The sequence below is a fragment of the Candidatus Manganitrophus noduliformans genome (genome assembly GCF_012184425.1).
GTDB classification, from domain to species: Bacteria; Nitrospirota; Nitrospiria; order SBBL01; family Manganitrophaceae; genus Manganitrophus; species Manganitrophus noduliformans.
The window spans coordinates 191,760-205,390 of the sequence record NZ_VTOW01000003.1 but is presented as its reverse complement, the minus strand read 5'-3'; the positions used below and the strand labels follow the sequence as shown (position 1 = coordinate 205,390).

At 50.5% G+C, this 13,631-nt stretch carries 11 protein-coding genes and 1 riboswitch; of the genes, 1 reads left to right on the top strand and 10 read right to left on the bottom strand.

The features are described 5' to 3' along the window. Positions 1-96: 96 nt before the first annotated feature. A riboswitch (cyclic di-GMP riboswitch) is annotated at positions 97-181 on the top strand. 219 nt (positions 182-400) lie between these two features. Next, positions 401-1,501: a hypothetical protein gene (locus MNODULE_RS15525; RefSeq protein WP_168061521.1), complete on the top strand. Its 1,101-nt coding sequence runs from the start codon at positions 401-403 to the stop codon at positions 1,499-1,501. Positions 1,502-1,541: 40 nt separating this feature from the next. Here the strand turns inward: MNODULE_RS15525 and MNODULE_RS15520 are convergent, their stop codons facing one another. The 10 genes from MNODULE_RS15520 to MNODULE_RS15475 form a co-directional block, all read right to left on the bottom strand. Next, on the bottom strand, positions 1,542-2,309 hold the full coding sequence (locus tag MNODULE_RS15520) for a class I SAM-dependent methyltransferase (RefSeq protein ID WP_168061519.1): 768 nt from the start codon (positions 2,307-2,309) through the stop codon (positions 1,542-1,544). A 19-nt stretch (positions 2,310-2,328) separates the two neighbouring features. Further along, on the bottom strand, positions 2,329-4,218 hold the full coding sequence (gene asnB / locus MNODULE_RS15515; protein ID WP_168061517.1) for an asparagine synthase (glutamine-hydrolyzing): 1,890 nt from the start codon (positions 4,216-4,218) through the stop codon (positions 2,329-2,331). A 20-nt stretch (positions 4,219-4,238) separates the two neighbouring features. Then, positions 4,239-5,357 carry a non-hydrolyzing UDP-N-acetylglucosamine 2-epimerase gene (gene wecB, locus MNODULE_RS15510; protein ID WP_168061515.1) on the bottom strand — a complete coding sequence of 373 codons (1,119 nt, stop codon included), beginning with the start codon at positions 5,355-5,357 and terminating at the stop codon, positions 4,239-4,241. Further along, complete coding sequence (locus tag MNODULE_RS15505; RefSeq protein WP_168061513.1) at positions 5,354-6,475, bottom strand: glycosyltransferase family 4 protein; 1,122 nt, start codon at positions 6,473-6,475, stop codon at positions 5,354-5,356. The genes wecB and MNODULE_RS15505 overlap by 4 nt, the downstream gene beginning before the upstream one ends. After that, positions 6,462-7,703 (bottom strand): glycosyltransferase family 4 protein, encoded by a 1,242-nt coding sequence (locus MNODULE_RS15500; RefSeq protein WP_238339592.1) that lies wholly within the window; start codon positions 7,701-7,703, stop codon positions 6,462-6,464. The genes MNODULE_RS15505 and MNODULE_RS15500 overlap by 14 nt, the downstream gene beginning before the upstream one ends. Before the next feature lie 44 nt (positions 7,704-7,747). Further along, a complete protein-coding gene (locus MNODULE_RS15495; RefSeq protein ID WP_168061509.1) occupies positions 7,748-9,037 on the bottom strand; it encodes an O-antigen ligase family protein in 1,290 nt (429 codons plus the stop codon). 349 nt (positions 9,038-9,386) lie between these two features. Next, positions 9,387-10,667, bottom strand: a complete 1,281-nt coding sequence (locus MNODULE_RS15490; RefSeq protein WP_202882231.1) for a phenylacetate--CoA ligase family protein — start codon at positions 10,665-10,667, stop codon at positions 9,387-9,389. 105 nt (positions 10,668-10,772) lie between these two features. Further along, positions 10,773-11,351 carry a serine O-acetyltransferase gene (locus MNODULE_RS15485; protein WP_202882230.1) on the bottom strand — a complete coding sequence of 193 codons (579 nt, stop codon included), beginning with the start codon at positions 11,349-11,351 and terminating at the stop codon, positions 10,773-10,775. A 9-nt stretch (positions 11,352-11,360) separates the two neighbouring features. Further along, positions 11,361-12,293, bottom strand: a complete 933-nt coding sequence (locus tag MNODULE_RS15480; protein ID WP_168061505.1) for a glycosyltransferase family 2 protein — start codon at positions 12,291-12,293, stop codon at positions 11,361-11,363. A 31-nt stretch (positions 12,294-12,324) separates the two neighbouring features. Continuing rightward, positions 12,325-13,524: a VanZ family protein gene (locus MNODULE_RS15475; protein WP_181071082.1), complete on the bottom strand. Its 1,200-nt coding sequence runs from the start codon at positions 13,522-13,524 to the stop codon at positions 12,325-12,327. Between the last annotated feature and the right edge of the window lie 107 nt (positions 13,525-13,631).

Sequence of the window (13,631 nt, the reverse complement as noted above, 5' to 3'; positions counted from 1 at the left end):
TTTTATATCGTTATTAACACCACATAAGTCGAAGCGTCAGAGTGGGTTGCGCTGAAGAATCTCACGCCGATGGCGTAACTCAAGTTACATTTCGACCTTTGCTCAGAGCAAACCCATCGAAAGGTGGGGACGCAGAGTAACGGGGCTAAAGCTGAAAGGCCATGCCCGCCGAGCCGCCAAAGGATTCCCTTGGCGGCTTTTTTTATTGTATTGACGGAGAAATAAAATAATTGACGCAAAAATCGTCCCTTCAAATACAACGCATTTATTGCAGATGGCCCGGCATTAACTTGATCTCCGGATATTTGATGATAGACAATCGACACAATAAAGACCTGAAAGAAGATATGCTTAAATCAAATATCCAATTATCAATCAAAGAGTGACAGGGAGGATAACCATGTCATTAAAGAAAATCGTCAGCATTCTTTTTTTCATCGCCTCTACAGTGCCATTTCACCTCTCCGCCTTGGCACAACCGGTCATTACGGGTGTTTCTGGCTCCCTCAGCCACGGCACCGCTGTTACTATCAGTGGTCTCGGTTTCGGCAGCAAAACGGCGGGTCCCCCAATAATTTGGGACGATTTTGAAAAGGGAATCCAAGGCGGTGCTATCAAGGGGAACCTCCCTGTTATAGGGCCGGCATGGGACGACTATTTCAACGGCACCATCGGACCTAAATACTCCAATGTGGGAGTCCGACCGAACTCGACGGTGTCAAGTTTCCACGACTTCCTAAATGGAGGAAGCAATATCTCGCTTGAGTATTCCGGCCAACATAGCTCGGTTTATTTCACCTTCTGGTGGAAAATGCAAAAACAAAGCACAAGTTGGTCGAGAAATATAAAGCCCTGGCTCGAATATGGTAGTGATGGTTTGCTCCCAATGACCTATGCCGGTCTTGGAATGGGCGGCACTGCCGATAGTAAATTACGAAGCAGTGTCCAGGATAATCCGACGATCAATATACCGACCCTTTGGGGAAGCACACGCATCGAGGACATTGAAAACGAATGGGTACGATTTGAAGTCTATCTTGTTCAAAGCACGCCGAACGTGCCGGATGGAAAGTATAAAATGTGGGTACACCGGCCCTCTTCCCCTGTCCCTTCTATTCTGCTCGACTTAAATGGCGATGCATATATCACCCGAACAACAACTAAAACTTGGCGTCAGTGGCATTTTGGGTCCTACTTCGCCAAGGACAATCCCACTGACGCCCGAGCTCTCGTTTATATTGACGACCTTTATTTCGACACAACGCAAGCCAGGGTTGAGATCGGAAACGCGCCGATCTGGACCGCCGTCACCCATCGAGAGATTCAAGTTCCGACATCTTGGGCCGATACGTCGGTCCAGGTCACCTTAAACAAAGGATCTTTCGGCAGCTTGAATGACACATATCTCTACATTGTCAACGCAGACGGAACAGCTAATCCGGTCGGTTTTCCCCTCTGCCAAGACTGCCCCCAGCCGCCGAAAAACCTGCAGGTCCAATAACTCGTACAGTGGAGGTCCATGATACTGTACTTCGCGGCGCTTACTTGACTACAAAGATCTGAACGAGTTTGGCATATCGCCGGATGCGAGGAAAGCCCTTCATCAAAACAGAATCGATCTTCCTAAGAACCGGCCTGAACTTCGTCGCAAACCGGCTGGCGGAGGTTTCGAACAAGTTGAATATCCCATAATGCTCGAAGTGATGACTTGAGAACCTGGAGACGATCTGCGCCAAATTCTCATCGTCTAACGCCTCCTCTGTCTCCGTATGCTGACCCGGCGTCATCCGCCGATACAGGCGCATAAGGGGATGATAGGCATAATCTTCAATGAAAACCGCTTTCCCTCTCGGTTTCAAGACGCGACGCACCTGATTGGTCGTTTTGTCGAGGTCGCAATGATGCAGCGCCGCATGCATAATAACAAAATCGAAGAATTCATCTTGATAAGTAATCTCTTCAGAGGCCATGGTACGAAAATCGGTTAAGTCGGACAGGTTATTTTCACTGGCATACCGCATGGCTATTTCGATCAGATTCGGCGATATATCGCAGCCGTATGCCATCGCCCCACTCTTAGCTAGACTGAGAGATATCCACCCATCCCCACACGCCAAATCTAAGACCCGCTTGCCTCTCACCGGCCCCCAGAAATCGATGACCGGGACAAGATAAGGGATCGACCGACCGAGATCTTCTAAAGTGGGCAGGTGGGGATGTCGATAACTGTAAGCAGGATCCCTCAAGATGACTTCAGCCCGTCGATCCCAATATTCTCTTTCATGCTTATATCGATCCTCAGCATCCATCTCTTTTGCTCTCCTGGATTTAACAGTAGGTTTCATACCATTTTTGAAACACGATTAATGAAAAGATTAGCTTGTCATGCGACTCCCTTCTCATCACGTGGTCGTCGAGTAGTTTGTTGATATAGCCACTCCGAAAGAAACCATTTCTGTTGAGATTGTCTTCGGAGAGGAGATCCCTCGAATAGCCCCTTAAATCATTTCTAAGCCAGGAAGCCATCGGAGAGGCAAAACCCTGCTTCCTGTGATTGATCACTTCAGAAGGCAAAAACGACCTGGCAATCTTCTTCAGCAGATACTTCTTCTTAAAAAATCGGATCTTCATAGAAGAAGGAATCGTCGCGCAGAATTCGACCAATTCATGATCAACAAACGGAACCCTCAGTTCCAGAGAATGGTGCATACTCAATCGATCAGAGAGGGCCAGAATGTCATCGGGAAGGTACATTTTGAAATCCTGGTAGAAGGCCCGATCGAGTATCTGGTCGTTCCTCAGCGCATTAAAGTATCGCGTTCCCAGTCGCTCTGTTTGGGCGACATTGATCTCTTTCTGAAGTCCTTCTGAATAAAGCTTCCCCCTAGCTGAATCATCCAGCGCCGACATGTATCTCTGGTAACGGCTCGCCGGATCGCCGTCCACAGACCGAACAAAGCGCTTTAAGTGATTGATCAAATAATGGCCGCTCTGCTGTTCCGGAATTCTTCCAACCAAAGGTTGAATAATCGCCTTTGTAATCAGGGGGGGGATCTTTTGGTAAAACTGGCTCAGGGTCAACCCGAGGTAACGCTCATACCCTCCGAATAACTCATCCCCCCCCAGGCCGGTCAGCGCGACGGTAACATGCTCTTTCGCCAACTTACAAATGTAGTAGGTCGGAATAACTGAATCGTCGGCAAACGGCTCATCAAACGATTGGATAATAAAATCGATGATTTCCTCTAGCTTGGGACGCACCTCGAATTCATGGTAATCGGCATCGTATCGCTCCGCGATCTTTTTTGCATATCCTCTTTCATCCAAATACCCTCCGACCCCTCCGCCGAATCCCATTGTAAAGGTCTGGACCGGAGAAGTCATATGTCGGGCCATCATCGCGACCATCAATCCGGAGTCGATTCCACCACTTAGAAAGGCACCGAGAGGAACCTCGCTCATGAGGTGAATCCGAACCGATTCATCGAAGCGCTTCAAAAACTCTTCTGCGAATTCTTCCTCGTTCTTTCGGTGATCAGGTTTGAACTGCAAGTCCCAGTATTGTTCGATCCGGATTCCTTTCGCATCACATTTAATGAAGTGTCCCGGATCAAGTTTTCGGACTGATTTAAAGATGGTGAGCGGCGAAGGGATATAGCCATAGGTAAAAAAGGCATCCAAAGCGGCAAAGTCGATCTCTCTGGAGATCGCTTCATCCTGCAAAAGGGCCTTCATTTCGGAGGCGAATAGAATCCCCCCTCCTTGCATCGAATAGAATAACGGCTTAATCCCAAGCCGATCCCGGGCGACGAACAACGACCGATTCTTCTGATCGATAACCGCAAAGGCAAACATCCCTCGCAGATATTGGACGCAACGCTCACCGTACTCTTCATAGAGATGAACGATGCATTCGGTATCCGAGGTTGTCGCAAACGTGTGTCCCTTCCGGGTGAGATCCTCTTTGATCTCCAAATAATTATAGATCTCACCATTGAGAACCACCCAAATTGACTTATCTTCATTCGGGATCGGCTGGTGACCGGTCGCCAGACCGATGATGCTCAGCCTCCTCATCCCGATTCCCATGTTCCGGTAGCAGTACTGGCCTTCGTCGTCTGGGCCGCGATGAATCAGGCTTCGACACATTTTTGTCAAGAGACCGGAGCCAACCGCCGCCTGCTGATCTTTATGAAATACCCCAGCGATTCCACACATAACTCTTAATCCTTACGACCTCAAGAGCGAAGGGCCTGGACAATGCGCTGAGCGGCCAATCCATCCCCGTATGGATTGTAGGGCAATGGGACCGATCGGCTCTCACCTAAACTCTTCAAAGCCGAAGTGACCCCTTCGACGATCTGATCTCGATCGGTGCCGACCAGTCGGCTTGTCCCGGCCTCAACCCCCTCTGGACGCTCCGTCACTTTACGCATCACCAAAACCGGTTTACCGAGACTCGGCGCCTCTTCTTGTATTCCTCCCGAGTCCGTTAAGATCAGCGCACTCCTATCCATCAGCCAAACAAAGGGCTTATAGGTCAATGGGGCAGTTAAGAGAACCCGCTCAACCTTTCCCAAAAGACGCATCACCGGCTCCTGCACATTTGGATTCAAATGGACAGGGTAGATGAAAACAACGTCCCGGTACATCTCCGCCAACGTTCGGATGGCGAGACAGATCTGCTCGAAACCTGGACCGAAGCTCTCGCGCCGGTGCCCGGTTACGAGCACCATTCGCTTTCCATTGGAGAGCGCCTTCAGGACCTCTGCCGACAGGGAAGGTTGTTCTCTTCGAACCCGCTCGATCATCCAGAGAAGGGCGTCGACTACGGTGTTGCCGGTTACCAAAATATCGCTTTCCGCCACCCCCTCGCTCAGAAGGTTTCGCTTCGCCCTATCCGTCGGGGCAAAATGCCTGTCCGCAACCATCCCCGCAACCCGACGGTTCACCTCTTCCGGAAAGGGGGCCCATCGGTTGTGACTCCGAAGCCCAGCCTCCACATGGCCGATCTTCACCCTTCGGTAAAAACTGCAAAGGGCGCCGACCATCGCTGTCGTCGTATCCCCCTGAACCAAGATCCAATCGGGCCGTTCGGATTCAAGAAGATGATCAATTGCTTCAAAAAGGCGGGCCGTCACACCGGCAAGCGATTGTCCCGAACGCATGACGCTCAGATTCATATCGGGGACGATCTCAAAATCGGATAAGGCCTGGCAGAGCATTTCGTTATGTTGGCCGGACGCACAGATGACCGCCTCGAAGAGATCAGCGTTTTTCTTCAACTCCAGGATAATAGGAGCCAGCTTAATCGCCTCGGGACGCGTTCCGGCGAGTACAATGATTTTCTTCTTCATAATGTCCGGAACACGCGCTCCATTTTTACGACATGTTTTTCAAAGGTGTGATGGGCCATCACGACTTGGCAGGCATTCTGTGCAATCCGTTCCATCTCCTTCTGGTCTTTAAAAGATTCGATTATCGCCTTAGACAGGCTCTGAGGATCGTTGGGTGGAACTAAAATTCCCGTTTCTCGATCTCGAACGACCTCCGGGGTCCCGCCGACCGACGTTGCAATGACAAGCTTTGAACAGAGAAAGGCTTCCAACACCACAGTTGGAAGTCCCTCCGTAAGCGAAGGGAGGAGGATCCTATCGGAGAACTTCAGATAATCGATGACATTCGGCCGGAAACCGACGAAGTAGACTTCATTCGAAACGCCCAACTCGTGGCCCAGCTTCCGCAATCTCCCTTCTTCCGGTCCTTCGCCCAAAAAAACGAGACGACATTCAGGGATTTCCTTGATTGTGCTCGCAAAAGCTTGGAGCGCGACTTTCTGACCCTTTTCGAAACTGAGCCTTCCGACGCAGATGCAAATCTTCTCATCTCCACTCAAGCCGAGTTCTTCCCTCAACATTTCAGGCCGACCCAATCGGGAAAGGCCAAGGAATTCTTCAGGGTCGATTGCGTTCGGCACCACCGTCATTTTAGTCTCTTCGATCCCGGATTGCTGCAATCGTCTTTTGTTCGCCTCCGAAACGGTGATAATGTGGTCCATCCGCTTCAAAACCGCTCTATCGATTCGATCAAAGAATCTAACTTTCGAATTAGAGCCGGTCCAACCGTGAAACGTAGCGACGATCGGAACGCTTAAGACCCTCGATGCGATGAGGCCAATCAGATCGGCGCGATAGCCGTGCGAATTGATGATATCGTATTCCCCGCGCCTTGCAAGGGCGATCAAATTCGTGATCTGCTTCGGATCATAGGAGTGAGCGCACGGGATGACGAACGAATTGATCTTCTTCAACGCGTGCGATTGAGATAAAAAAGGGCTATCCGAACCGTCGCTTCCGAAGGTTGAGACTGCTATTTTGATTGAATCATCCAGCCCCTTCGCATATCCGAGGATATACTTTTCCGGGCCTCCCAGAGAATTCGAGTCGATCAGATTCAGGATTTTAAGTTCTCGCATTTCCATTGCATAATAGCTGAGGAGGATGCGTTAGCGCAAGGACGGCTTCGATCAATCGGCGCGAATCGTGGTCCCAATTGTATCTGCTCAAAACGGCCTGATACCCCGCCTCTCCCATCTTCCTCCGCAACTCCCTACTCCGAAGCTGAATAATCGCTTCCGACAATTCATCCACACGGTGATCCTTGTACACCAGACCGCACTGCGCAAAATCGACGATTTCAGAGAGGGTTTTCGCGTGGGTGACGATCACCGGTTTCTTCTGCAGCATATAATCGAAAATCTTATTCGGAATCGTCGTATCGGTATGCTCCGTGACGTAATGGGGAACCAGACAAACATCGGCCGCCTGAATCAGCGAGGGAACCGATTTCGGATCCTGCCACCCCATCCAGAGAAGGTGCTTTTCAAGCCCCAACGCTCGAGTCAATTGTCTGAGCATCGGCTCAGAGGTTCCCTTTCCAACGAGGACGACCAGGACATTCGGCTCCACTTCAGCGACCCTTGGGATGGCTCGGATCAGGGTATCCAACCCTCTCGTTTCCTCCAGTCCCCCCACATAGATCAAGATAAAATCGGACCTCTCTCTGATTTCATTTGCAAAGGAATGACTCACTCCTCTTTGGAGGGAGGGGGTATTTCCGACGACTGAGATTGTCTCTTTTGGGACGCCCAAATTCCCAACTCGCGCCGCACTCGCCTCGGAGACAACCAGAACGCCGTCCATTTTGGGCAGGATGAACCGCTCCATGCTCCGGAGCAACGCGGGGTTTCGAATGAGGTAATCGAACCCCTGGGGTCCTCGATAGGTCCAGGTGTCCTGAATCATCGCAGGATAATTCTCCGCCATGTCTAAGAGAACCGGTCGCCGGGTCATCTTTCCAGCAATCCAGGCTGTAATCGCAAGAGGCAAATCCCGGACGATGATCAGTTCGGAGGCCGTCTTCCAAACGCTCGAGACGATCGCCTTCAGCCAGAATGGAGAGAAAAAGGCGGGGAAATTGAGGAGATCTCTCACGACCGGATGAAATCCCTTAGACAACCGATGAATGGTGATCTGGTCACGATAGGGTTCGGTTCTGGCCAAACCATCCCGATTGCGCGAGACAATATGCACTTCGACACCCTGTTGTGCGAGCGAATCCGAAATCTTTTCGACCCGCACATCCCACGGATATTGATCCTGAAAAATATAGCAGACTCGCTTATGCAACGCGACCCCGTCCATCAAAACCGCGCGACTTTCCCCCGTACATGACATGCGCCTACAAACTACAAAGTTTCTTTCGGTGAGGCAATCGCGAGCGGCCTAGAATGCACATCGTGCTGCGACTCCGAAAGAGCCCGAGCACTGGCCACCCTCCGCATTACGACGGAAAGCCCACCGGCAAACCACCAGTAATTTTCATAAAGATCCATACCGAACATCCCGACAATTAGTCTCCCTAGAACAAAGATTGTCACGGCTTGAGCCAGCTGTGACAGCCAAATGTTTTCACGTCCTCCAAGGGTCTCCAGGTGCCGTTTCGTGCGGGTCAAATTTTTGAATATTGATACCATCAAATTGAAAAAAGCGATTCCACCGATGATTCCCAAGTTGGTTAAGACCTGAAGATAAAGATTATGCGTATCCTGCCAGCGATTGAAACGGGCCCCTCGGACAGTTGGGAACGCGTCAACACCGACGCCGAGAAACGGATGGTCGAGAAAGATCATCCAGGCATCTCGAACAATTTCCCATCGCTCCATCATCGACCCATCGACCGCTTCGTCTTTTGATAAGATCACCTCATCCATCGACTTCAGCGAAAGAAACTGGTTCCGGTAGTCGTCCGGCATCACGAACCAAATAACGACCAGAAAAAAAAGCGCCAGCACGATATTCCGAATCTTATGAGGGTTCACTATCCAAATCGCACCTACCACACCGAGCACCCCGACGTAGGCGGTCCGTGAACCAGTAAAGATGATGCTGCCAATTGAAGAGACCGCAATCGCGAGGATCAGCCAGCGCTTGAGTTTGGAATTTTCCGCCTTGTAAAGGAAGTATAAGAACGGTAGGTTCGCCGACGCGAAACCACCCAATGAGTTCGGATGAGCCCAGAGCCCGGTCGCACCCATGAGCCTGTCGTACCCCCTGTGTGAACCGAAAGTGGCGTTTCCTGTGATCACGCCCAGAAACGGCTCCCCCACGATGAGAAAAACCATCATCAAATAAGTCCAGACAAATTGTTTTAATTTCTCCTCGGTATCGACCGTCGAGACGATCATGATATAGATCGAGAAATATTTCAGTACACGGATGAGCGTCTCGATCGATTTTCCCGGCCAGTATGAAATTGGAATCGTTATGAGCATCGATATAAAAAAGAAAATAATGGCATAGTTGAACTGATTTCCCGACTCGGCCTTCCGAGATCGGTCAAGTTTCCTCATCAAAATTAAGCAAAGAGCGAGGGAACCGACCAAAAATTCGATTCGAATCTTCCCGAGGATCGGAACACGTCCTCCGATCTGAGAGTAAAATATAACAATATACAGGAGAACCAACCGGAAGAGCATCTCTCATATCTCACAAGGGGCAAATAAGAAGTGGAGGATCAGGTATACGCCCGCATCCACCCAGATCAATCGACTCCAGAACTCACAGATATTCCTCCAGTTCTGCGAGACCATCCAATACCCCCTTTCCCAGTCTCTTCACTCCAACGCAGCAGAGCGATGATTTCTCTTTTATAGAGAGCGATATGGCCTCTGCCATGTGACAAACAATTTGAACTGGCACCGAAATCGATCATGAAGAGATGATATAACTGGACATTTTCAAATACCTCTTTTTGTCATCCTGAGTCCGTTGTCTGTCATTCTGAGCGCAGCAAAGGATCATTGCTTCTCTTCTCAATCCCCCGTTCTATTGATCGACATTGCAGATTGAAAATCGATACTTTCCATTTCGCTCCGCCTGTATCTCCCCGACCTCGCTTAGCTCAATCTGCATATTCAAACCGAATGTCTTTGAGAAATATCGAATCAGCTCATTCCTGTTTTCCGAGGAGAATGCCTGATCTGGGACAATATTTACCCTGATACTTTCCCGATCATTCTGAACGATCTGCATCTGTTCGATTCCCGGAATGCGGGTGAGCGTATTTTCGATGAGAGAGATGCCGGCGATCAGTGTTCCATCCTTGCGCACCAGAAAATCGGCGACCCTTCCGGCGATCTTCTCCATCAGGGGAAGTCCCCTCCCGCAGGAGCATTTCCGATCGAGCGGAACCCCCATATCCTCGATTCGGTATCGGATAAAGGGCATCGCCTTGTTGATCAGATCGGTAATGACAATCGCTCCAAGCTCGCCCGGCTGCGCCGGCGTTCCGTCCTCTTTGATGAATTCTACGAAGAGATGATCGATGTTGATGTGCATCCCTTCATGCCGGTCGCATTCGCTGGAAATGAGTCCGACCTCCTCACAACCATAACGGTTAAAGACCTTCACGGAGAACACCCGCTCTATCACCGCCCTTTCGTGGGGTAGCAGCATCATAGACGAGGAGATAACCCCCTTCGGCGCAATGCCGTGAATCCCCGTCTCAAGAACCATTTTTGCCAAAAGATAGATGGAGTGCGCATGACCGAAGAGAAGCGTCGGCCGAACCCGCTTCCAGTCGGCCGCGAATTTCTTTACAGCCTCTTCGGTCAAAGCCATCGTATCAAGATATATTGTCGGGGAGAGAAGCGCATCACGAAGTTTTTCCTTAAGCCCAACCGGATAAACCGGGTTTCCCCAAACCGCGGCGACCGGCTCCCCCACTTCCCAGCCAGACCATCGATTATGCCTTCGGGCACACGCATTTTTTAACTCGCTACACACTTCTGTCAGATAGAGCTTTAAAGACGTTCCCGTTGATCCTCCGGTCTTCGCCTCCATGAGATGAGAGCGGCTGAATCCGTTTGATATCAGTTCCTCTCCATGTCCCCGAATCTCTTTTTTAGTAAGTATCGGCACCTTGCGAAGATCCTCTGGTGTTTTTATCTCCTCCAGGCGTATACCGTATTCCTCGAATCTTCTTCGATAGTAGGCATTATTCAGGAAAGCGAATTCAACCATCATCTTAAGCCTGGCCCATTGACGTTCCCGAAGCTGTTTCTCCGAGAGGAACTGTGACTCTTCCAGTTCTCTCCAATGGCGCAACAAAGGCGTTCCGCTCTTTATTGCCCAGAGCGGCTCGATTATACTTCTTCTTATCAGGGGATGAACTTTCATTTCCGTTTTTCAGTGATGAATGGTTAAGTGCTCCTATTCACGCGTGACGACGAAATCCTTAGAGCCATTGTAACTTAATATCTTTGCCGGCACCCCCCCGACGACAGCATCATCGGGAACATCGTCGCAGACGACTGCATTTGCGCCGACGGCGACATTATCGCCGATTAGAATCGGTCCGAAAATCTTCGCGCCCGGACCAATATAGACCCGATCCCCGATTTTAGGAACACCCCTACACTCTCCCCTTCCCCCTTCTCCGATAATGACGCCGGGAGAAATGTTACAGTACGAGCCCAATTTGGCGTGGGGATTGACCACAATATATCCGCAGTGTCCGATGTAAAATCCTCTTCCGATCTCCACATCAAATGGAATATCAATCTTTGTGATGATCCGGAGGACGGCATGGAGAACCAGGGTGAACGCCATGAGTATCTGTTTGACAATTGGAATGTATAGCTCATATCTGACCCATCGACCAAGACGGTAGCTGATTAGGACCCAGATCCCTTCGGTCGAAACAATGCCCCAGAGCTTGTAAAGCGACGGCTCCTTAGACAAAAGAACATGATACCTTCCCAAGTCTTCTTTTAAATCCGAAAACGACAAGATCTCTCCTTACGCCTGCCGACTGCCGGCTCGTTTTATCCCCAGCAATGCCAATAAGTTCTTTGCCAGGCCTCTGTACGCTCCTTGGTCTAAAGGAGCTCTCGGAATTGCTTTTAAAAAGTATCTAGACGATTTTCGAAGGTCCTTACTTCTGTAATATTCCCCTCGGTTGCAGTATGTCTTAAACCATGCACGATTCAAAGCGGCCCCGGACAACATTTCAGGACTTTCCGACAAAAACTTTTCCATGATTCTGTCGGAGCATCTCATTCGCACTTCCATGTTTTTCGACATCTGATTGACATGCCCCATCCGGTAATAGAGAAGCGGTTCGTCCACAACATCAAATTCATACTGGCGAGATATCCTCAGCCACAAATCCCAGTCTATTCCCATCCCCAGTGATTCGTCGAACAGACCGGCCCGTTCAAAACATTCACGGCGAATCATCGCGGAAGAAAAAGGGATGAAATTGTCAATAAATAGCTCCTCGGTAATGCGTCCTGAATAGGTCTTCTCCGGATAAATCCAGTCCAAGGGAATGCCGTTGGAATCCATAATTTGAGACTTGGAATAGACGACGCCGGTATTTTCCTCCGAAAATCGCGCCGCCAGCTTTTCGAGTTTCATTTTGTCCCACCAGTCATCCGCATCTAAAAAAGCGATCAGACGGCCCATTGAATTTCTAATTCCATTATTCTTCGCGTTCGCCTGGCCCCTGTTTTCCTGTTTGATGTATTTTATCTTTTTCTCGCTGAGGTAAGGTTTCAGGACGTCGTCCGTATGATCGGTGGAACCGTCGTTCACGATAATGACTTCAAAATCGGAATATGTTTGAGCTAAAACTGAGTCGACCGCTTGGCTGATGAACTTTGCATAGTTATAGCAAGTGATCACAACGCTGACGGTTTGGCTTGTCTCAGACGATTGGAGGCCCTTCATTTTATTTTCCGAGCGCACGGCTTCGGTGTTTTTAAGATCGACATTGCGCCTCCAAACACGATTCCTCTCCGACCTTTTTTTCAACAGTCGACCGAGATCGGTCGATTATGATTCCGACGAAGATACCGGCCAGATTGGTCAACAGATCGCTGGCGGAGGAAAACCGGCCCGGCAAAAAATACTGCAGCGACTCAGCCGTCAGGCTGAATAATCCTCCGATCAACATCACCCAGACGACTTTTGCTTTTCTCGACCCCAGGTGCTCTCCGAGCGCAGCGTGGAGCAAGAACCCAACCGGGATAAAGAGGATGATATTCAAAACGCCGTCGATCAACATCGTTACGGTCAGATCGGACAAACGGACGGGGTACTCCAAAAAATGGGCCGGACTCTTCTGCTGGATTCGCTTCGGAATGTAGAGGTTCGAAGACAAGGGGTGGCCGGAGCGATCTGCGATGATCCCCCCTTCCCTCTCGTCAAAGAGATAGAGAGCCGCCAAGCCGTCCGAAACGCGCCGCAGACTCCCCTCGCCGTTTGGCGCGGCCATCCACCCCGCCTGATAATTCCGATGAATCTCCATCGTATCCAATGCGCGTTGATAGAGGGCCACCAGGAAAATTCTCCCCAGCCAAGGCCGATCTCCGGTCGCTTCGTTCGCCAAGACCAACGGATACGATCGATCCCAATTCGAGAAAGTCCCTTTCACCCCTTGAGACCGAATCTGCTCCTCGCCGTCGACGTAAATGACTTCTTCCTTAAAGTCATACGTCGCCACGATGTGGCGCGGTTCAGTTGACTGAAACACATCTTTCACAACGAGGTGTGGGATCGTGCCGTTGAGGTCGGTCCCGGTGGTTCGCAGCCGCATGATCAGATTCTTCCCCTCCTGACCGAGCGTGAAATTCCGCCGGGAGGGATTTCGGGAATGCGAGACAATCCTCGCCGGTCCGGATTGCTGCGGATCGGCGGTCGCCACCCACGCCTCCAGCGTGAAACCGCCTCCTGATGCAAGGAGATCGCGCAAGGGGATCCCCCCCGGGGAGAGGATCTGCCCCGGCTCGCCGATATCGACACCGTTCGAACGCTCCAGCCACCGGGCGCCGTTTTCGCTCCTCTCAAAAGCGCGCCAAAAATCAAACGGCCATAAGAGGAGAAGCACGACAAAAAAAAGGTAGGCGACAGCCGCCCGTAAAAAGCCGCCCTCCCGAAGAGGGTAAGATTTCTTAGTCATAACCGCCGCCGACTCAAATAGGCAGGTGAACACTTCAGGCGCCCCGTTCGCAACGAACTCATCCATAGATCGAAATCACCATTCCCTTTGCTCATTAACAGCACCAT